Consider the following 20,808-nt stretch of genomic DNA (forward strand, 5'->3'; position numbering starts at 1 on the left):
AAAAATGCACGATTGGCTTTACCGGTCTTACCAGTTGAGCGCAATGCCCCGACCTTGAGCCTTTTCCCGGTTTGAAAAAAATCCAGGCGAAAAAAAACCGGCCATCACTGACCGGTTTTTTTATCGCTGCGATTCAGCGGTGCAATTAAGCGCCGTAAACCGGCAGCTTTTTGCAGATGGCCTTGACCTTCTCACGAACGGCGTCGATCACCGCTTCGTTGTTCAGGTCAGCCAGGATGTCGCAGATCCAGCCAGCCAGCTCTTTGCACTCGGCTTCCTTGAAGCCGCGAGTGGTCACGGCTGGAGTACCGAAACGCAGACCGGAGGTCACGAACGGGGAGCGTGGATCGTTTGGCACGGAGTTCTTGTTCACGGTGATGAAAGCCTTGCCCAGAGCGGCGTCGGCGTCTTTACCGGAGATTTCCTGCTTGATCAGCGACAGCAGGAACAGGTGGTTTTCAGTACCGCCGGATACCACGTCGAAACCGCGCTCGATGAACACGCCGGCCATGGCCTTGGCGTTTTTCACCACTTGTTGCTGGTAAGTCTTGAACTCAGGCTGCAGCGCTTCTTTGAAGCAGATCGCCTTGGCAGCGATCACGTGCTCCAGTGGGCCACCCTGGGCGCCCGGGAATACGGCGGAGTTCAGCTTCTTCTCGATGTCGGCGTTGGCGCGAGCCAGGATCAGGCCGCCACGTGGACCGCGCAGGGTCTTGTGCGTGGTGGTGGTCACGACGTCAGCGAAAGGCACCGGGTTCGGGTAGACGCCAGCGGCGACCAGACCGGCCACGTGGGCCATGTCAACGAACAGGTAGGCACCGACTTTGTCAGCGATTTCGCGGAAACGCGGGAAGTCGAGGATCTGCGAGTAGGCAGAGAAACCGGCCACGATCATTTTCGGCTTGTGCTCGACCGCCAGGCGCTCGACTTCGTCGTAGTCGATCAGGCCGTTGGCATCGATACCGTATTGAACGGCGGTGTACATATTGCCGGAGGACGAAACGCTGGCGCCGTGTGTCAGGTGACCGCCGTGGGCCAGGCTCATGCCCAGGATGGTGTCGCCAGCTTGCAGCAGGGCCAGGTAAACGGCGCTGTTGGCTTGGGAACCGGCGTGCGGCTGAACGTTGGCGTAATCGGCGCCGAACAGTTCTTTGGCGCGGTCGATGGCCAGTTGCTCAACCACGTCGACGAACTCGCAACCACCGTAGTAGCGCTTGCCCGGGTAGCCTTCGGCGTACTTGTTGGTCAGTTCCGAGCCTTGAGCTTCCATCTCCGCAGGGCTGGTGTAGTTTTCCGAAGCGATCAGCTCAATGTGTTCTTCCTGGCGCTGAGCTTCTTGCTCCATGGCGGCAAAGAGATCGGCGTCGTACTTGGCAATAGTCAAATCACGGCTGAACATGGCGGTCCTCAAGGATCGGGGCAGAAAAGGGGGGCATTCTAACCCAATGGGTTTTAGATGGCATATGAAAGGACATCATGTCGCAGACAAGTGGGCTTCATGAGGGGATCAGCGGTGATCGTGCTGGCCTCTTCGCGGGCAAGCCTCGCTCCTACAAGGGACGCGGTGTTCACAAACGGTGCGTACACCCCGAAACCTGTAGGAGCGAGGCTTGCCCGCGAAGGCGTCATCCGCCGCGCTACAAATCTCAATCAAACATGAACAACGCATCATTACTGAACTGCGCTTCAAACCGGCTCGCCGGCATCGGCCGCCCGAACAGATACCCCTGAACCTCGTCACACCCATGCTCACGCAGGAAGTCGAGTTGTTCGTGGGTTTCCACGCCCTCGGCGATTACCGCCAGGTTCAGGCTGTGGGCCATGGCGATGATCGCCCGGGCAATCTGCGCATCCTGTTCGCCCGACGGCAGGCCGTCGACGAAGGTGCGGTCGATTTTCAGTACGTCGATCGGGAACTGCTTGAGGTAGTTGAGCGATGAATAACCGGTGCCGAAGTCGTCGACCGCAATGCTCAGGCCGAGGTTTTTCAACCCGGCAAGAATCTGCATCGCCTCGCTGACTTCGCGCATCAGGATACTTTCGGTCAGTTCCAGCTCCAGGCACGCCGGCGGCAGGCCGGTTTCCTTGAGGATGTTGGCGATGCGGTTGCCAAGCTGGCCATCGGAGAACTGCCGTGCCGAGATGTTCACCGAAACCTTCGGCACCCGCACTTTGGCCTGATGCCAGGTCTTGAGCTGACGGCAGGCCTCGCTGATCACCCAGTCGCCGACATCCACCACCAGACCGAGCTCTTCGAGCACCGGAATGAAATCCCCCGGCGGCACCAGGCCGCGACGCGGATGACGCCAGCGCAGCAGGGCTTCAGCGCCCGTCAGGCGTTTGCCGTCGCCGCTGAACTGCGGCTGGTAATACAGCACAAATTCGTTTTGCTCCAAGGCGTGGCGCAAGTCGCTTTCCAGCTCCAGGCGCTCGAGGGCGCTGGCGTTCATGTCCGCCTGATAGAACTGGAAGTTGTTTTTGCCGCGCTCCTTGGCGTGGTACATCGCGGTGTCGGCGTTCTTCATCAACTGGCTGAGTTCATTGCCGTCCTGCGGGCTCAGGGCGATGCCGATACTCGCCGTGACAAAGAACTCGCGACCTTCCAGCACAAACGGTTTCACCAGGCTGGCAAGAATCTGTTCAGCCACGTGAATCGCCCGGTTCAGCGCCACTTCACGGTTGATCCGCGGTTGCAGCAACAAGGTGAACTCGTCACCGCCCATGCGCGCCACCGTGTCGTCATCGTCGACGCAACCGAGCAGGCGCGTGGCCATTTCCTTGAGCATGCGGTCGCCGGCGGCGTGGCCCAGGGAGTCGTTGATCGGCTTGAAACGGTCGAGGTCGAGGAACATCAGCACCACCCACGACTTCTGCCGTTCCGCCGATTGCAGCGCGGTGTGCAGGCGATCCTGGAACAGCGTGCGGTTGGGCAGGTGGGTCAGGGCGTCGTAATAAGCCAGGCGATGAATCCGCTGCTCACTGGCCTTGCGCTCGCTGATGTCGCTGAAGAAGCACACGTAACTGGCGAGATCGCCTTCGTCGTCGAGCACCGCCGTGATGCCGACCCACGCCGGGTAATGCTCGCCATTGCGCCGTTTGAGCCAGACTTCGCCTTCCCAGGTGCTGTGCTGATGCAATTGCTTGAGCACATAACGCAGATGCGCTTCCTGTTGCTCGTCGACGGTGAGCATGTTCGGCAACTGGTCGAGGACCTGCGACACCGCATAACCGCTGACGCGACTGAACGCTTCGTTGGCCTGGACGATGTAGCCGGCCGGGTCGGTGATCAGGATCGCCGAGGTCGAATGCTCGAATACCGTGGCCGCCATCCGCAGGTCTTTCTCGGCGCGGCGCTGCTGGCTGATGTCACGACCGACCCCGAGCACGCCTTCGAAACCGCCATGTTCGTCCCAGACCAGCACCAGTCGCAGTTCGATCGGGATCTTGCGTCCGTCGGCGCGCAAGCAGTCGAACAGGAACAACTGGGTCTGCACCTGACTGCGTAACAACGCCAGTTGCTCGGGTTTATCCAGAGATTTGCTGACCCGGTCCATCAGGCTGTAGATGCCTGACAGCTGTTGCGGGTTGGCGATGGTCGATTGCCAGCCGTTCTGGAAAATCCAGTCGACGTCATAGCCGAGCACCGCTTGCACCGAAGGGCTGACGTAATTGAGCGACAGCTTGCTGTCAGTGGAGAAAATCACGTCGCTGATGCTTTCGGCGAGCATGCGGTAGCGCTGTTCGCTGTCACGCAGGGATTCACTCGCCTCGATCTGCTCGGTGATGTCCTTGGCCACACCGATGATGCGTGTGACTTGATCGTGCTTGTCCCGCGCCAGGGCTTGCTCGCGCATGTCGAAACGCCGCCAGTTGCCATCGCGATGACGGAAACGCAGCTGGCATTGCAGCAATTGCGAAAAACCGCCCTGGCGTTGGGTCTGGCGCGAGCGGTGGTAATAGTCGGCATCTTCGGGGTGCAGCAGGATTTCCCAGAAATACTCGCCCATCTGGTGCAGTTCGGTGCGGTTGTAGCCCAGCGTTTGCCCCAGATGGTGGTTGCTGAAGATCATCCGCTGGCTTATCACGTCCTGCACGTACAGGTGATCCGGCACGGTGCGCACCACGTCGGACCAAAAGCCCTCACGCTCCAGCAGCGACAGCTCGATGAGCTTGCGGCTGGTGATGTCGTTGATGCTCAGGATCACCGCTTTGTAGTCGTGTTGCTCTTCCGGCAGGCGCAGCACCAGCCACAGATGCTGGTCGCGGCCGTTGGTGTCCTGGAGTTTGATTTCCAGTTCGAGTTGTTTTTGCTGGTTGAGCACGGCTTCAAGGACTTGGTTGCCGATGGCGGTGCCATCCAGCGGACAGCCATCGATCAGCAGTTTCCAGGCCTGATCGCAGGAATTGACGTTGAGCAGTTGCAGGGCGACCTGGTTGACCTCGGTGATGCGCAATTCCTGCAGCAGTTGCAGGCGTTGTTCCGGGACTTCTAGCCAGGCCTTCAGTTGTTCAGTGTTGTTGAGTTGGGCCTTGTCGAAAAAACTTTTCAGCCCGGACAGGTCGAGCACGCACAGCGCAACGCCGGTGCCTTCGAAAATGTCCTGATAGCGGCGGCGTCCTTCATGTAGCTGACGCTGACGTCGGCGCATGTTCAGCAGCGCGATAAATGGCAGCAGGGAGAACGCCAGGCCCAGCAGGCATTTGCCGATGAACGCCGGCAGCAGTTGTTCGAGCACCTGTTGACGGTCGAACAGCCCACGCAGTTGCCAGTCGCTGCTGCTCAGGGGCACGGTCAACACGCTGTTGGCCAGGTCATCGTCGCTCAGCGTGCCCTGGCGGGTCGCCGGCAGGGCTTCATCGCGACTGATGATTTGATGATTGACGCGGTTTTCCACCAGCCACAACGGGCGAATCCCGGCTTCGCTCTGTTTGGTCAGCGAGGAGAAAAATGTCGGGGTCAGGCGCAAGGCCCAATAACCGCGAGTGCTGCCGCTGGCCTGATGCAGCAGCAAGTGCACCACGGAGCCATCGTCGGCGTTGCTGAAATAGTGGGCTTGCGAACGGCTGCGGCGCACCAGATCGCTGAGGTAGTCGGCGTCCTGGCTGTCGGCGGCGCTGTCGGTGAGAATTTTGCCGGACGGGCTCAATAACGCCAGGCTGCGCAGGTCGGGCAGCGACTGCTGCAATTTGCGCAGCAGGGCCTGCTGTTCGTCGGCGGATTGCGGTTGCTCGACGATCGGTAGCAGATTCAGCGCGATCTGCGCGTTGAGCGCCATGTTCAGGCTGACTTGCGAGGCCAGGTCGGCGGTGTAGTCGATGGTGTACTGGCGCTGGTTTTTCTGGGTTTCGCGCAGTTGATCCAGCAATTGCCAAAACAACAGCGCGAGCAGCAACAGCACGAGAGTCGCGAGTGCGCCCTTCAAAGTTCCGCGCAGGGGGGAGCCGAGCGCAGCAGCCGGTGCACGGTTGGAAAGAGGCGGCGTGACATTAGACAAACTGAAATCCTGCGGTTTGGCTGGACTGGCGCGACGTGCACTATAAGCCGGACGCCCGGAGGGCGGCTAGCATGCCTTGAGTTGTGGCTAAGTGCCAGCCCCTCCCGGCTGGACTGCCATCGGTCATTCAGGTAGCTTTGCCGGTTACGCGGGAGCGTTCCAGCTCCTAGAATCAGGTTTTTTCAGCGCGCGCGCATTGATGCTTATCAAGCGACGACGCGCACAGCCTGGCCGGGCTTTGCCTGCGCTCCAATCATTCATCTGTCACTGACCCAAGGTTCTCCATGGCTCAATACGTCTTCACCATGCATCGGCTGGGCAAAGTTGTTCCGCCGAAGCGGGAAATCCTGAAAAACATTTCGCTGTCCTTCTTCCCCGGCGCCAAGATCGGCGTACTCGGCCTCAACGGTTCGGGTAAGTCCACGCTGCTGAAAATCATGGCTGGCGTCGACACCGAGTTCGAGGGCGAAGCCCGTCCGATGCCGGAGCTGAACATCGGCTACCTGCCGCAGGAACCAATCCTGGATCCGACCAAGACCGTGCGTGAAGTGGTCGAGGAAGCGGTCAGCGTGATCAAGAACGCCCAGGCACGCCTGGACGAGGTCTACGCGGCTTACGCTGAAGAAGATGCCGACTTCGACAAACTGGCGGCTGAACAGGCCAAGCTCGAAGCCATCCTGCAAGCCAGCGACGGTCACAATCTGGATCGCCAACTGGAAGTCGCCGCCGATGCGCTGCGTCTGCCGGCGTGGGATGCCAAGGTCGAATTCCTGTCCGGTGGTGAAAAGCGTCGTGTGGCCCTGTGCCGCCTGCTGCTGTCCGCCCCCGACATGTTGCTGCTCGACGAACCGACCAACCACTTGGACGCCGATTCCGTCGCCTGGCTGGAGCACTTCCTGCACGACTTCCCGGGCACTGTGGTAGCGATCACGCACGACCGTTACTTCCTGGATAACGTTGCTGGCTGGATTCTCGAACTCGACCGCGGCGCCGGTATCCCTTACGAGGGCAACTATTCGGGTTGGCTTGAAGCCAAGTCCGATCGTCTGGCTGCCGAATCCAAGCAGCAGTCGGCCCACGAAAAAGCCATGAAGGAAGAACTGGAGTGGGTGCGCAAAGGCGCCAAGGCCCGCCAGTCCAAATCCAAGGCTCGTCTGCAACGCTTCGAAGAAATGCAATCGCAGGAATTCCAGAAACGCAGCGAAACCAACGAGATCTACATCCCGGCCGGTCCGCGCCTGGGTGACAAGGTCATCGAATTCAAGAACGTCACCAAGGGCTACGGCGATCGCGTGTTGATCGACAACCTGTCGTTCTCCATGCCTAAAGGCGCCATCGTCGGCGTGATCGGCGGTAACGGTGCGGGTAAATCCACGCTGTTCCGCATGCTGATGGGCAAGGAACAACCGGATTCGGGCAGCATCGAAGTCGGCGAAACCGTGCAACTGGCGTGCGTCGATCAGAGCCGCGAAGACCTGGACGGCAGCAAGACTGTGTTCCAGCAAATCTCCGACGGTTCCGATCAGATCCGCATCGGTAACTACGAGATTCCGTCGCGTACCTACGTCGGTCGCTTCAACTTCAAGGGTGGCGATCAGCAGAAGTTCGTCAAGGACCTGTCCGGTGGTGAGCGCGGTCGCTTGCACCTGGCGCTGACCCTGAAGGAGGGTGGGAACTACAATCTGGACGAAGAACAGTACAACGACCTCGACGTTGAAACCCAGCCAAACCTGGAAGAAGCCCTGCTGGACTTCCCGGGCGCCGCCATTGTGATCTCTCACGATCGGTGGTTCCTTGACCGCGTCGCGACTCACATCCTGGCGTACGAAGACGACTCGCAAGCGATCTTCTTTGAAGGTAACTACACCGAGTACGAAGCGGATCGTAAAAAGCGCCTCGGCGAAGCGGCTGCCCAGCCGCACCGTGTACGGCACAAGAAACTGGCCTGATATCTGGTTGGTTGCATGAAAAAACGGAGCCTTCAGGGGCTCCGTTTTTTTATGGGTTTTATTCAGATAGACCGGGGTGTGGCCTTCGCGAGCAAGCCCGCTCCCACATTTGGAATGCATTCCCCTGTAGGAGCGAGGCTTGCCCGCGACGGGGCCCTCAAACTCACCCAATCTCTATGCTCAAAACCTCAATCAGCAAATCCCCCGCCGGCCGCTTCCACAGCACTTCATCCCCCACCTGCACACCCAACAATGCCCGCCCAAGCGGCGAACCCCAATTGATCAGCCCACTGGCCGCATCGGCCTGATCCTCGCCCACCAGTTGCACACGCTGCTCATTGCCCTGCTCATCGGCAAACGTCACCCAAGCGCCAATCTGCACTTTGTCAGTAGAGGAGGCCGGTACAACCAGTTGGGCGCTTTGCAGTCGCTGGTTGAAATACCGCCAGTCGCGCTCTAGGTCGGCCTGGCGTTGCTTGTCAGCCAGTTCACCTTTTGCGCTTTGCTCATTCAGCAGGTTCTGCAGCTCGGCGAGTTTCGCTTGTAGCTGGGCGAGGCCGGCGGGGGTGACGTAGTTGGGTTGCGCGCTGACCTGCCGTTCTACCGGCTGATCGGCTTGCGCGGCGGCGTTATCTTCATTGACGAAAGCACGGCTCATGGTTTTCTCCCGTTATAGGGTTTGGGCCATGCTCGCAGGGATTTAGTTTCGACGGATGTCTGCCAGCGACTCAGGGCGAGCGAAACGCTCGGGCGGCGTCCTGGTCTTTTTGCTGTTGCCAGGCTCGGTCGCGGTCGTCCCAATGGTGGCTGCGATAGTCCTCGCGATCGCGGTTTTCCAGCATCGCCTGACACTGGCGGAAGCCATCGCTCCAGCCCTCGGCGTACTGTTTGTCCTTGAGATAACGCGGCACGTTTTTGCGAAATTCACCGGTCATCGCCCCGGCCGCCTGACGACCACTGACGCAACCGTCATCGAAGCCGTCAGCGAATGCCGGCGGGTAACCCTTGGCGATCAGATCTTCGTGGGTCGACTGGCAACCCGCGCACAACAGCAACAACCCCACCACACCCACACAACGCCACATCTCGGACTCCCGGCCGTTTGACGGCCTATAAGGGAAGTCTAGAAGTCGATTCGTCAGGCATTTGTGAAAGGGCTGTGATTAATCCGTTGGATGACACGAATCTCCCTGTGGGAGCGAGCCTGCTCGCGAATGCAATCTGTCAGTCAACGTAGATGTTGACTGACACACCGCTTTCGCGAGCAGGCTCGCTCCCACAGGGGATTGGGGGTGGGTCAGTAGTGATACCACTTCACTTCAAGCATCACTTCGTTCTCGGGGGAGGCGAGGTGGCTGAATTCTCGCTGGGCGCTCAGACGCAGGCCGAGGTTGCGCGACAATTCCCACTGCTGGTTCAGGCTCACGCTGCGGCGCACTTCGCCGTTGGTGAAGAAATCGCCCTTGGTTTCCAGGCTGAAATTGCCCAGCGGGTTTTTCCACAACACGCCACTGTTGAAACCGGCCGCCGGGGCGACGAATCCGGCGAAGTCGTTGTTGTGTTCGATGCGCACCGTGCCCAGGGCGAAGCCGAGCATGTCCTCGCCGAGTTGCCAGGTCCCGCCGGCACCGCCGTTGACGTGGCTGACCAGGGTTTCATCGTCATGTTTGCCCGGCACCCGTTCCAGGCCGCCGGTGACTTGCCAGGACAGCGGCTGCAACAGCTCATTGCGCGGGGTCAGGGAGCGGATGGTCGCCAGGTCCAGTTGCTGCAATTGCCAGTGATTGCCTTCGTACTGGCGCAGCTTCATTTGCAGGATTTCGATCTGCGCGCCCAGCGGAAAGCTCTCGGCGTTGTCGTTGAGATCGTGATAGGCCATGCGCAAGCCGTACTCGCCGAAAGCCTTGTCGCCCCGGGTGCCGATACCGGCCTGCCAGGTGCGGGATTCGTGACCGTCTTCAGGCAAACCTGGACGCGGGATGTCCAGCTCCGGCGGCGGGTTCTGATTGATCGCGCGCAGCAGTTCGAAACTGCGCTGGGCCCGTTGCGGATCGCGTTCCTGGCCGTTGGCGCGGTAGCGTTCAAGTCGGTAGGCGGCGTCGATGATCAGCGCTTGGCGATCCTTGGGCTGCGCTTTGAAGGTCGGGGCCTGCAGTTGTTTTTGATCGGCGCTGACTTTCAGCACCCAATCCTGTTCTTCACCGTTCAGCGGCTCGGCGCGGCTCAGCAATTCACGCTCGCGGGACGGGCGATATTGGATCGATTCCACCAACCCGGCTTCTTTCACGGCTTTGACGGTATCGGTCGGGATTGCCGTCAGCGGGAATTGTTCGGTCAGGCGCAGGCTCGGCCGCGCCACTTGCAGCAGTTCGAGCAGGCGATAGGAGCAGTTTTCGTCGAAGAAGAAATAGTCGAACTGGATCTGCTTGAGCTCCCAGACGTGCTCGACCATGCGCTCGGTTTCTTGCTGGGTCAGGTTGAGCCGGTATTCCCACAGATCGCGGTTCTCCAGGCTGCGGTACTCGGAGAGTTTTTCCTGATACGGCACCAGCGCAAACAACCCCGGATAGCCGCCCATCAAGCCTTTCCAGGCATACAGGATGCTGTTGTCCGAGCCTTCGATGTAGGCGCCGAAGTTGATCGCGTAGCTGAGCAGGGCGGTCTGGTCGCTTTGCACATTCGCCTGATCGATACGCAGCAGGGTGTGGCCGAACATCGAGGACGGACTGTTGAGGTATGCCGCCGGGAAAATCATCACCGCGCTGTGGGGCGCGACGTCCTTGAACCATTGCGTGAATTCGGCGCAGTCCAGCTTCGGCAAATCGCTCAGGTTGAGTTGTGCCTTGAGCCAGCGAGTGCGCGCCGGGTAGACGCATTGCGCATGTTTTTCGCCGGCGCTGGCGGGGGCGTACAACGCCTGTACCGTTGCGGCCAGTTCACGATCCGGGTGTTCATTGCCGTCGGCGGCGAGGAAGAACTTCTTGTCGCTGACATAGCTGCGCCAGCCGCCGAGTTTGGCGGTTTCGTAATGACCCAGGGAAATCCAGAAAGGGTCGTTGGCCAGTTGCTGCAAACGTTGATCGTCGATGTGTGGCGCGGCGGACAGCGGGGCGCAGACACAGAGCGCCAGCCAGGCAAGGCGTTTGAGCATAGTGGGCAACTTAAGTCGGAAGAAACAAAGACCCAAAGAGGGGCAGGTCCAAAAAACAAAAGCCGCTCCCCGAAGGGAGCGGTTGGTTCGAGCTTAAGCTTGAGTGGCGTACTTGGCCAGACGAGGATCGCTCTTCAGGACGGCCAGGGTGTTGGTATGCACGTCGTCAGCGGTCACGTCAGCTTTGCTGAAGATCTGCTGGAAGTGCTCGTGAGTCACAGCGGCGAAGTGCGCACGGTCTTCCGGCGCCACGCCCAGTACCACGGCATAGGTAGTCAGCGCTTCGCCGTTACCTTTGGCCATGTCTTCGGACAGCTCGTTCATCATGCCATTCATGGCAATCCAGGATTTGCCGCCATAGGTCAGCGCCGCGTTGGTCGAGCAACCGTTGGTACCGGAGGTCATACCAAATGTTGCGTTACCCGAGGTGCCGTTCGTGGTGGATGCCAGGAAGTGAGCCGGGGTGCCGCGCTGTCCTTCGAACAGCATGTTGCCCCAACCACAATCCGGGCCGCCTGGCGCTTGAGCCATAGCATTGAGGGATACAACGGTGAAGAGAGTACCGAGAAGAATCCGTTTCATAGCTTTGTTCTCTTTGTGTGCATACCAATGGACAAGGGGTTCTGGTGCCATCTCGACACCAGTGGGCCGGTTATTAGTTCCAGCCGCGCAGTTTGGAGTTTAGGCACGTTCCAAGGGTTCCGTGATTTTTTCCAAAACATTCGCGGTAAAACATTGATTTGCCCCCGCCCCGCCGGGCGATGGTGGTTTGTCTATGCTTTGACTTGAGGCGCGCCTTGCCAGTCGGGTATGGGCAGCGCCAGAATGCCGCTATCTGCCCCGCCTGATGTAAGGAAGCCCGATGCCTGATCCTGTTGCTGCCAGCTTGCGTCTAGCGCCCGAAGCGCTGACCCGTCCGTTTTCCGCTGAACAGTTCAGCTTCTCTACCACCAATGATCTGGAGCCCTTCCGCGGTGTGCTTGGCCAGGAACGTGCTGTTGAAGCCTTGCAGTTTGGTGTGGCCATGCCACGCCCCGGTTACAACGTCTTCGTCATGGGCGAGCCCGGCACTGGCCGTTTCTCGTTCGTCAAACGCTACCTGAAAGCCGAAGGCAAGCGCCTGCAGACCCCGGCGGACTGGGTCTACGTCAATAATTTCGATGAACCGCGCGAACCCCGTGCCCTGGAATTGCCATCCGGCACCGCCGGCGCGTTCATCGGTGACATCAACGGCCTGATCGACAACCTGCTGGCGACGTTTCCGGCCGTTTTCGAGCACCCGTCCTACCAGCAAAAGAAAAGCGCCATCGACCGCGCCTTCAACCAGCGCTACGACAAGGCGCTGGACATCATCGAACGCCTGGCACTGGAGAAGGAAGTCGCGCTGTACCGCGACGCCAGCAACATCGCGTTCACCCCGATGAGCGAAGGCAAGGCACTGGATGAAGCCGAATTCGCGCAATTGCCGGAAGCCGATCGCGAGCGTTTTCACGAAGACATTTCCGGTCTGGAAGAGCGTCTGAACGAAGAACTCGCCAGCCTGCCGCAATGGAAGCGCGAGTCGAGCAATCAACTGCGCCAGCTCAACGAAGAAACCATCACCCTGGCCTTGCAGCCGTTGCTTTCGCCGTTGTCGGAGAAATACGCCGAGAACGCCGCGGTGTGCGGTTACCTGCAAGCAATGCAGGTTTACCTGCTGAAAACCGTGGTCGAGCAATTGGTCGACGACAGCAAGGTCGATGCCGTAGCGCGCAAGATGCTCGAAGAGCAATACGCGCCAAGCCTGGTGGTCGGTCATTCGGCCAGCGGCGGCGCACCGGTGGTGTTCGAACCGCACCCGACTTACGAAAACCTGTTCGGCCGTATCGAATACAGCACCGATCAGGGCGCGCTCTACACCACGTATCGGCAGCTGCGCCCGGGTGCATTGCATCGGGCCAACGGCGGCTTCCTGATTCTTGAAGCGGAAAAAATGCTCAGCGAGCCGTTCGTGTGGGATGCGCTCAAGCGCGCCTTGCAGTCGCGCAAACTGAAAATGGAATCGCCGCTCGGTGAACTGGGGCGTCTGGCCACCGTGACCCTGACCCCGCAACACATTCCGTTGCAGGTCAAAGTCATCATCATCGGCGCCCGGCAGCTCTACTACACGCTGCAAGACCTCGATCCGGACTTCCAGGAGATGTTCCGCGTCCTGGTGGACTTCGACGAAGACATCCCGATGGTCGACGAGAGCCTGGAGCAGTTCGCCCAGTTGCTCAAGACCCGCACTTCCGAAGAAGGCATGGCACCGCTGACCGCCGATGCGGTAGCGCGTCTGGCGACCTACAGCGCACGTCTGGCGGAACACCAGGGGCGTTTGTCGGCGCGCATTGGCGATCTGTTCCAACTGGTCAGCGAAGCGGATTTCATTCGTCACCTGGCGGGCGATGAAATGACCGATGCCGGGCACATCGAGCGTGCGCTCAAGGCCAAGGCGACCCGCACCGGGCGCGTCTCGGCGCGGATTCTCGACGACATGCTGGCCGGGATCATCCTGATCGACACCGATGGCGCGGCCGTCGGCAAGTGCAACGGGCTGACCGTGCTGGAAGTCGGTGACTCGGCGTTCGGTGTGCCGGCGCGGATTTCCGCCACGGTGTATCCGGGGGGCAGCGGGATTGTCGATATCGAGCGCGAAGTTAACCTTGGCCAGCCGATTCACTCCAAAGGCGTGATGATCCTCACCGGGTATCTGGGCAGCCGTTATGCGCAGGAATTCCCGCTGGCGATTTCCGCGAGCATCGCGCTGGAGCAGTCCTACGGCTATGTCGATGGTGACAGTGCATCGTTGGGCGAGGCATGCACGCTGATCTCGGCGCTGTCGAAAACACCACTCAAGCAGTGCTTTGCGATCACCGGTTCGATCAACCAGTTCGGTGAAGTGCAGGCAGTCGGTGGGGTCAACGAGAAGATCGAAGGCTTCTTCCGCCTCTGCGAGGCTCGCGGATTGACCGGTGAGCAAGGGGCGATCATTCCCCAGGCTAACGTGGCGACGTTGATGCTCGACGAGAAAGTGCTGGCGGCAGTGCGCGCGGGGCAGTTCCATGTCTACGCGGTGCGCCAGGCTGACGAAGCCCTGAGCTTGTTGGTGGGCGAGCCGGCTGGTTCGCCGGACGAGAACGGTGAATTCCCTGAAGGCAGCGTCAATGCGCGAGTCGTGGAACGCCTGCGAGTGATCGCGGAAATGATCAGCGAGGAGGATCTCAAGGAAGCCGAGAAGGAGATTGCGCTGGAGGCGTTGGTCGAGGCCAAACCTGCCTGAACAATCTCGACGTAGATCCCCTGTAGGAGCGAAGCTTGCCCGCGAATGCAATCTATCAGCCGACATTAATCTTGGCTGATACACCGCCTTCGCGGGCAAGCCTCGCTCCTACAGGGTTTTTTATGCATTGGCGAAATCGACAATCAGTAGAAAAAGTGCCATCAGGCTGACGTCAATATTCACACAATGACCGCTCGGCGCCTTCTGGTTTCGCTTTGCTTGCGACACGAACTTTTCTTCTATTCTCAGCTCAAGGATAAGGACAGTAATCACTGGATCGAAACAGCCTTCCGATGGAGGCTGAATACCGGATCTACCGAGGGTCGCCGCCATGTCGCGCAACCTCTGCCTCACACGTCAATGCCTGGGTCTTGTGACCCGTATCGAGTGCGCCATCCGCCCATTGGCGGGGGATACGGGCATGTGGACCTTACTCTTCGCCGCCGGAATGGCCGGCGAACAACCTTCCGCCATCAAGGCTCAAGGCCCGTTTCATGGCCCGTTCGTGGCCGAATCTATCCTCGACACAATTGTTGAAAGCCTGACCCTGCATGGCTATGAGCTGGCCGATGATCCGCAAATCTGGAGCCTGCACCTGCAAGCCCAACTGCGGGAAATCAATGGTGGCCGTAGTCGAAGCCTGGGTGGCTTCGAGTTTCGCCCTGATCACTGATCAGCATCGGGCATCTCGGTTTTGTCGAGTTTGACCTCAAAACCATATTGCACGGTGCTGAGGTCGGTTCGTTGGTAGGTTTCCAGTCGGGTTGGCTGGCCGTAGAAATAATGCACGCCAAATAGCGCGGGGCCTTCTGCGCTCGCGTCATGTGTGACCGAAAGAATCTCTTTCAGATAGTTACCGCTGTCGTCCTTGGCGAAAAAGCGCCATTCCTGGGCGGGAAACAGCTTCAGATCAACCACCAGCGCATTGCCTTTGAGTTCCAGGCCCTTGGGCAGTTGGTTTGCGTCGAGTGATTTCTGTTCGATCGTGGCGAGGAACAGCGGCATCGAGCCCACCGCAAAGACCGGTGTTTCTGGAAACAGATTCAAATCGTAAGTAATGACCCCGCGCAACGGATCAATCTGGTAAGCCTCGGCCGGCAATTCAATCGGTTCATCGCGCTTGCCGTTATCATCGGCGGTGAAGAACGTCACCGGGCTCTCGCCGGGGCTGAAGGACGAACCGAGCAGCTCATCGTTGAAGCTGCGCGGATGATCGAACTCGATGCGCGCCGCACTCGGGTCATCCACCGACTGGGTAATGCTGACGCTCTTTTTCAGCTGTTCCTCGCCGAGTGTCGCGCCTTTGAGCCAGATCGGCGCCTGATCGTCGTACACCACCACCGGCAAGCTCAACGGCTGGATGGTTTTTTCGGTGGTGTCGTGATCAAAGCGGCGTATCGGCAGGTTCAGGTCCTTGCGCGTCACGGTGGCGCTGGAGAAGTCCAGCACACTGACTTCGAGCGTCTCGATCGGGCCGTTGAAATACACCTTGGTGTAATGCCGGGTCTGCTGCTTCTCAAACGCTCGCTGGTCTTCGTCCAGCTGTTTTTCGAGCGTCTCGGTCCAGGCTTTCTGTTGTTGCAGTTGCGCGAGTTGTTTTTGGTAAAAGGCGATTTGCGCGGCGGTTTCGTTGATTGAGCCCGAGCGCGAGAGAAACTGCCCGGTGCTGTCCTTGGCTTGCACGATCAGCGGGTTGAGCGGTGTTTCGCTGACTTCCGGGGCCAATGGCAAGGCGTTACTGAGTTCGACTTCGGCGTAGTTGGGGCCGAGCTTTAGCAGGGTGACGCTGAGGTTGTCGTTGGTGCGGGTCTGGCCGACGTCTTTTTTCGTCAGGTCGAAGCTGTACAGGCGGCGTGGCGCAACCACTTCGACCTTGCCTTGCAGGCTCACCGGTTGTGGCTGGTTCTTGTTTTCCACGTCCAGGCCATCGATGAACGGGTAGGTCACCGTCAGGTCATCGGGGTTGGTCAGGTTCGAACTGGAAGGGCTCAACTGGATGCCGGGATCGGTTTCCGACCATTCCGGCTGGAAGGGAATGACGCGCTTGTTGCTCAGGGTCACCGATTGCCATTCCAGACCATGGGGGAAGAGGAAGGCTGCGGGAATGCTGAAGTTGAAAGGGAATACCGGTTGCAGGTCGGTCAGGTAATCGGAGCTGGAGTCCTTGTGCAGCACAAACAGGCCGTTGATGTAGGTGTCCACCAGCGCTTGCGGCGTGGGGTAGTGCTTGAGCACCGCCAGCGCGTCTTCGCTGTACTCGGTTTGCAGCGGTTTGCTGTCGAGCTTGAGTTGCGCCCGTTCGAGCAACAGCAGCGAACCGCCCAGCTCGGCAACGGCGTCCTTGAGTTTCGGGTCCGCAATGGCATCCAGGGACTTTTCGAACTGCGCGGTTTTTTCTTCGAGGCTGACCTGGCGTTTCTCATCGCTGGGTGAACATCCGCCGAGCAGCAGCGCGAAGCAAAGTCCGGCACTCGTTAAAGGCAATCGCACATCCATTTCCTGTCTTCCTGTCCGGTGTCGCTAACCTGTCAATGGTTTGGACACTAGCAGAAAAACCTTGTCACAAACGCGCAGGTTGCGGATTTCCGGGCGGTTTCTGGCTGTTACATACGGCTGATATACTCGCGGCCATTTACCAGCCCTTGTGTGAGACTCAATGGAACGCTTTATCGAAAATGCAATGTACGCCTCCCGCTGGCTGCTGGCGCCGATCTACTTCGGATTGTCCTTGGGCTTGTTGGCTCTGGCGTTGAAGTTTTTCCAGGAAGTTTTCCATGTCATCCCCAATGTCTTCTCGATGGCGGAATCGGACCTGATCCTGGTGCTGCTGTCGCTGATCGACATGGCGCTGGTGGGCGGACTGCTGGTGATGGTGATGATTTCCGGTTATGAGAACTTCGTGTCCGAGCTGGACATCGACGAGAACAAAGAGAAGCTCCATTGGTTGGGGACCATGGATTCGTCTTCGCTGAAGATGAAAGTCGCGGCCTCGATCGTGGCGATTTCGTCGATCCACCTGCTGCGGATTTTCATGGACGCCAAGAACGTCGATCCCGAGCATCTGAAGTGGTACGTGATCATTCACATGACCTTCGTGATCTCGGCGTTTGCGATGGGCTACCTGGATAAACTGACCAAGCATTGATTTACACGACCCCTGTAGGAGCGAGGCTTGCCCGCGAAGAGGCCGTGTCAGACTACATTAGTTTCGACTGTAACGCCGCCTTCGCGGGCAAGCCTCGCTCCTACAGGGGCAATGTAAACAGACGGGCGGTGTGGTTTATGGCTTGTACTTTGAAGCGTCGAGGCATATGCCTGTAGGGGTCTTGATTCGTCACTGTCAGAGGTGCGCTCATGAACCTGCAAGAGCTGAATGCGTATGCCATCGCCGGGAAGGTCGATGAGCTGAACCTGATTTCGCTGGAAGGCGGGATCTATCTGCTGGAAGCGCGGATGCATGGTGCGGCGTATCCGTTGAGCGATACCCACGGCCAGATGTTTCATCTGCGTTCGGTCGAACACGCGCGCGAAGTGCTGCACGCTTTTCCCAAGCTGCAATTCAACCTGGTGCACACCTCGGTTCATGACGAGATGTGCGGGCTCGGCGCCAGTGCCGAGGAAAGCCTGAAGGTACCGATTGCCTTCCGGTCGACCTGGCAGAGCTGATCACCACGCCTGCATCTGTGCTAGTCTGCTCGCCCTTTTGGTTCCGGGCGCTCCGGGATGCGCTGTGCTCGCACGGCAAGTTCCAGGGCTGTCCGCACAGCGGAGCAGTGTCATGTCCGAAGTAAATCTGTCCACCGACGAAACCCGCGTCAGCTACGGTATCGGCCGTCAGTTGGGCGACCAACTGCGCGACAACCCGCCACCGGGCGTTAACCTAGACGCCATCCTGGCTGGCCTGACCGACGCGTTCGCCGGCAAGCCAAGCCGTGTGGGCCAGGAAGAAATGTCCGCCAGCTTCAAAGTGATCCGCGAGATCATGCAAGCCGAAGCGGCTGCCAAAGCTGAAGCCGCTGCTGGCGAAGGCCTGGCCTTCCTGGCTGAAAACGCCAAGCGTGACGGCATCACCACCCTGGCTTCCGGCCTGCAATTCGAAGTACTGACTCAAGGTGAAGGCGCCAAGCCGACCCGTGAAGATCAAGTGCGCACTCACTACCACGGCACCCTGATCGACGGCACTGTGTTCGACAGCTCCTACGAGCGCGGCCAGCCTGCAGAATTCCCGGTTGGCGGCGTGATCGCTGGCTGGACCGAAGCCCTGCAACTGATGAATGCCGGCAGCAAATGGCGTCTGTACGTGCCGAGCGAACTGGCTTACGGCGCTCAAGGCGTTGGCAGCATTCCGCCGCACAGCGTACTGGTGTTCGACGTCGAGCTGCTCGACGTACTTTAAGACCTGAACCTGTAAACCTGTAGGAGCGAAGCTTGCTCGCGAAGGCGGTGTCTCAGTCAGCGATGATGTTGAATGTGATGGCCTCTTCGCGGGCAAGCCTCGCTCCTACAGGGTTTTCAGCGTTACTCATAGTTCGATCTTGTGGTGCAGTTCATTCGACGGGCGCAACGCCCGGGCATAGCAGAACAGAAACAGATTACGCACCAGTTCCTTGAGCACCACCGGCTCGCTGGAACTCAAGCCACTGACGTCCAGGTCACCCTGATCCTGCAGCTCGTTCAAGGCTTCCTCTTCAAGCACCGCACAGACTTCCCCGGTTTCCCGATGCAGGATCCTGAGGTAGGGGTGTGGGCGGTCCAGCCAGGCATCGATCAAATAAGTCATGGGTCTCATCTCCATTGATTGGTTTCAATGAGAATAATTCTTATTCATCAAATAGCAAGGGCCTATTGGCGGTTTGTGTTTTTTTCAGGGTAAAGGTTGCGTAAGGTCAAAACGGCTGGCGTTTGGCTACTGCGAGGGATTGCGGGGCAAAGCGGGGGAGGGTGAAGCACCATCCCACGCCGGGCGCAGGATGGAGCACAGCAACTTCAGACTTTTCTGACGAACTCGGATTTGAGCTTCATCGGGCCAATGCCGTCGATCTTGCAGTCGATGTCGTGATCGCCATCGCACAGGCGGATGTTCTTGACCTTGGTGCCGACCTTGACCACCAGGGACGTGCCTTTGACCTTGAGGTCCTTGATCACGGTGATGGTATCGCCGTCCTGCAGGACGTTGCCCACCGAATCCTTTTTCACGGTGTCATCGGACGCCGCTTCGGCTTCGCCACTGGCGGACCACTCGTGGGCGCACTCCGGGCAGATCAGCTGCGCGCCGTCTTCGTAGGTGTATTCGGAATTGCATTTCGGGCAGGGTGGCAACGTGCTCACTAAAGCTCCTTGGATTGAGGATCGCTAAAAGTCGCACATTATATAGGGTTTATACGGAGGAGGGGGTGACACATGATTTGTAGGAGCGAGGCTTGCCCGCGAAGGCGATCTGTCAGCCAACATCAATGTCGACTGATAGACCGCCTTCGCGAGCAAGCTTCGCTCCTACGAGGGCGCGTGTTAGTGCGTGCGGGCTACCGCAAACTCACTCAACTCAACCAGCGCATCGCGATATTCGCTGGCCGGCAGGGCGTCGAGGCATTTGATTGCGCGGGCCACGTAATCCCGGGCCAGCGATGCGGTGTAGTCCAGCGAGCCTGAAGCTTCAACGGCCTCACGGATGCTTTCCAGGTCTTCGATACCACCTTTCTGGATCGCCTGGCGTACCAGTGCGGCCTGTTCCGGGGTGCCTTCGCGCATGGTGTAGATCAGCGGCAGGGTCGGCTTGCCTTCGGCCAGGTCGTCACCGACGTTCTTGCCCAGGGTTTCCGCGTCGCCTTTGTAATCCAGCAGGTCATCGACCAGTTGGAAGGCTACGCCCAGGTGATCACCAAACGTACGCAGGGCTTCAGCCTGTTCAGCGGTGGCTTCGCACAGGGCGGCGGCGCTATGGGTCGAGGCCTCGAAGAGCATCGCAGTCTTGCCGCGGATGACTTCCATGTAGGTTTCTTCGGTGGTGCTGGCGTCGCGGATTTTCGACAGCTGCAACACTTCGCCTTCGGCAATGATCCGCGTGGCTTGCGAAAGGATCTTCATCACTGGCATGGAGCCCAGTTCGACCATCATTTCGAAGGAGCGCGAATACAGGAAGTCGCCCACCAGCACGCTTGGGGCGTTGCCCCACATGGCGTTGGCGGTCGAACGGCCACGGCGCATGCCGGACATGTCGACCACATCGTCATGCAGCAGGGTGGCGGTGTGCAGGAACTCGATAGTGGCGGCCAGCAGGCGCAGGTCATCGCCTTCGCGACCCAGTGCCTTGCCACACAGCAACACTAATAGAGGACGCAGGCGTTTACCGCCCGCCGAGGTAATGTAGTCGCCGATTTTCGATACCAGCGGCACTCGGGAAGTCAGCTGCTTCTTGATGATGCCGTCGACGGCGTTAAAATCGTCCGCCACCGCGCGGTAGAAAGCTTGGGGTTGCATCAGCGACAGTTGCTCCAGAAGGGTTGCGCGGCATGCTAGGACCCACGTCCGCAGGTGTCAAGGTACGATGGACGGCCTCTTGCATCGCAAAGGCAGCTTGCGTACAATCGCGCACCCTGAACTTCCTGGGCAGCACCTGCCTTACGCAATTGCAATCAGGCCTTCCAGCCTTATGCAGCCATGCCAGCCAATACCTCTTCTTATAAAGAGCTGGGTGAGCAGGATTATCGGAGAAATACCATGTCGTACGCAGTAATTGTTACTGGTGGCAAGCAATACAAGGTCGCCCCAGGTGAATACCTGAAGATCGAAATACTGGAAATCGCTACTGGCGTATCCGTGTCTTTTGATCTCGTTCTGTTGGTCGCCAATGGCGATGACGTGAACATCGGCGCTCCTGTTGTTGCAGGCGCTACCGTTGTGGCTGAAGTGATC

Annotated in this window: 18 protein-coding genes; 7 read left to right on the top strand and 11 right to left on the bottom strand. The window is 59.1% G+C overall.

Going from position 1 to position 20,808, the window contains the following annotated elements:
- Positions 1-145 precede the first annotated feature (145 nt).
- Complete coding sequence (gene glyA / locus ACIOYV_RS25360; RefSeq protein ID WP_401328055.1) at positions 146-1,399, bottom strand: serine hydroxymethyltransferase; 1,254 nt, start codon at positions 1,397-1,399, stop codon at positions 146-148.
- 247 nt (positions 1,400-1,646) lie between these two features.
- Positions 1,647-5,495, bottom strand: a complete 3,849-nt coding sequence (locus ACIOYV_RS25365; RefSeq protein WP_401328058.1) for an EAL domain-containing protein — start codon at positions 5,493-5,495, stop codon at positions 1,647-1,649.
- A 284-nt stretch (positions 5,496-5,779) separates the two neighbouring features.
- Between ACIOYV_RS25365 and ettA the strand changes: the two genes are divergently transcribed.
- Complete coding sequence (gene ettA / locus ACIOYV_RS25370; RefSeq protein ID WP_401328061.1) at positions 5,780-7,444, top strand: energy-dependent translational throttle protein EttA; 1,665 nt, start codon at positions 5,780-5,782, stop codon at positions 7,442-7,444.
- A 163-nt stretch (positions 7,445-7,607) separates the two neighbouring features.
- Here the strand turns inward: ettA and ACIOYV_RS25375 are convergent, their stop codons facing one another.
- The 4 genes from ACIOYV_RS25375 to ACIOYV_RS25390 form a co-directional block, all read right to left on the bottom strand.
- Positions 7,608-8,102, bottom strand: a complete 495-nt coding sequence (locus ACIOYV_RS25375) for a GreA/GreB family elongation factor (protein WP_401328064.1) — start codon at positions 8,100-8,102, stop codon at positions 7,608-7,610.
- Between the two features lie 70 nt (positions 8,103-8,172).
- Entirely contained in the window at positions 8,173-8,529 is a 357-nt protein-coding gene (locus ACIOYV_RS25380) for a hypothetical protein (protein ID WP_401328067.1), read from the bottom strand.
- A gap of 212 nt (positions 8,530-8,741) precedes the next feature.
- Entirely contained in the window at positions 8,742-10,595 is a 1,854-nt protein-coding gene (locus tag ACIOYV_RS25385; RefSeq protein WP_401328070.1) for a DUF4105 domain-containing protein, read from the bottom strand.
- A 93-nt stretch (positions 10,596-10,688) separates the two neighbouring features.
- On the bottom strand, positions 10,689-11,177 hold the full coding sequence (locus ACIOYV_RS25390; protein ID WP_054051400.1) for a DUF3015 domain-containing protein: 489 nt from the start codon (positions 11,175-11,177) through the stop codon (positions 10,689-10,691).
- A gap of 280 nt (positions 11,178-11,457) precedes the next feature.
- Between ACIOYV_RS25390 and ACIOYV_RS25395 the strand changes: the two genes are divergently transcribed.
- Positions 11,458-13,896, top strand: a complete 2,439-nt coding sequence (locus ACIOYV_RS25395; RefSeq protein WP_054616671.1) for a Lon protease family protein — start codon at positions 11,458-11,460, stop codon at positions 13,894-13,896.
- A 120-nt stretch (positions 13,897-14,016) separates the two neighbouring features.
- Here the strand turns inward: ACIOYV_RS25395 and ACIOYV_RS25400 are convergent, their stop codons facing one another.
- Entirely contained in the window at positions 14,017-14,229 is a 213-nt protein-coding gene (locus tag ACIOYV_RS25400) for a hypothetical protein (protein WP_401328074.1), read from the bottom strand.
- Here ACIOYV_RS25400 and ACIOYV_RS25405 point away from each other — a divergent pair.
- Positions 14,228-14,569, top strand: a complete 342-nt coding sequence (locus tag ACIOYV_RS25405; RefSeq protein ID WP_054051392.1) for a hypothetical protein — start codon at positions 14,228-14,230, stop codon at positions 14,567-14,569. The genes ACIOYV_RS25400 and ACIOYV_RS25405 overlap by 2 nt on opposite strands.
- Here ACIOYV_RS25405 and ACIOYV_RS25410 read toward each other — a convergent pair.
- Positions 14,563-16,392 (bottom strand): hypothetical protein, encoded by a 1,830-nt coding sequence (locus ACIOYV_RS25410; RefSeq protein WP_401328077.1) that lies wholly within the window; start codon positions 16,390-16,392, stop codon positions 14,563-14,565. The genes ACIOYV_RS25405 and ACIOYV_RS25410 overlap by 7 nt on opposite strands.
- 160 nt (positions 16,393-16,552) lie before the next feature.
- Here ACIOYV_RS25410 and ACIOYV_RS25415 point away from each other — a divergent pair, with 160 nt between their 5' ends.
- The 3 genes from ACIOYV_RS25415 to ACIOYV_RS25425 all read left to right on the top strand — a co-directional run bounded on the left by ACIOYV_RS25415 (position 16,553) and on the right by ACIOYV_RS25425 (position 18,292).
- Complete coding sequence (locus ACIOYV_RS25415; RefSeq protein ID WP_054051388.1) at positions 16,553-17,041, top strand: TIGR00645 family protein; 489 nt, start codon at positions 16,553-16,555, stop codon at positions 17,039-17,041.
- Between the two features lie 209 nt (positions 17,042-17,250).
- A complete protein-coding gene (locus tag ACIOYV_RS25420) occupies positions 17,251-17,562 on the top strand; it encodes a DUF6482 family protein (RefSeq protein ID WP_163911699.1) in 312 nt (103 codons plus the stop codon).
- Between the two features lie 112 nt (positions 17,563-17,674).
- Positions 17,675-18,292, top strand: coding sequence for an FKBP-type peptidyl-prolyl cis-trans isomerase (locus ACIOYV_RS25425; protein WP_054051384.1), 618 nt, complete (start codon positions 17,675-17,677; stop codon positions 18,290-18,292).
- Positions 18,293-18,418: 126 nt separating this feature from the next.
- On the opposite strand, the gene ACIOYV_RS25430 is transcribed toward ACIOYV_RS25425, so the two are convergent.
- The 3 genes from ACIOYV_RS25430 to ACIOYV_RS25440 all read right to left on the bottom strand — a co-directional run bounded on the left by ACIOYV_RS25430 (position 18,419) and on the right by ACIOYV_RS25440 (position 20,373).
- Entirely contained in the window at positions 18,419-18,676 is a 258-nt protein-coding gene (locus ACIOYV_RS25430) for a hypothetical protein (RefSeq protein ID WP_401328082.1), read from the bottom strand.
- 206 nt (positions 18,677-18,882) lie between these two features.
- Positions 18,883-19,224: a zinc ribbon domain-containing protein YjdM gene (locus ACIOYV_RS25435; RefSeq protein WP_010467527.1), complete on the bottom strand. Its 342-nt coding sequence runs from the start codon at positions 19,222-19,224 to the stop codon at positions 18,883-18,885.
- Between the two features lie 180 nt (positions 19,225-19,404).
- On the bottom strand, positions 19,405-20,373 hold the full coding sequence (locus tag ACIOYV_RS25440) for a polyprenyl synthetase family protein (RefSeq protein ID WP_163911709.1): 969 nt from the start codon (positions 20,371-20,373) through the stop codon (positions 19,405-19,407).
- A gap of 240 nt (positions 20,374-20,613) precedes the next feature.
- On the opposite strand from ACIOYV_RS25440, the gene rplU reads away from it, so the two are divergent.
- Positions 20,614-20,808: 50S ribosomal protein L21 (gene rplU, locus ACIOYV_RS25445; RefSeq protein ID WP_401328086.1), on the top strand; the 195-nt coding region annotated here is incomplete at its 3' end.

Origin of the sequence: Pseudomonas sp. NPDC087342, assembly GCF_044744265.1 — a bacterium.
In the GTDB taxonomy this organism is placed as follows: domain Bacteria; phylum Pseudomonadota; class Gammaproteobacteria; order Pseudomonadales; family Pseudomonadaceae; genus Aquipseudomonas; species Aquipseudomonas nunensis.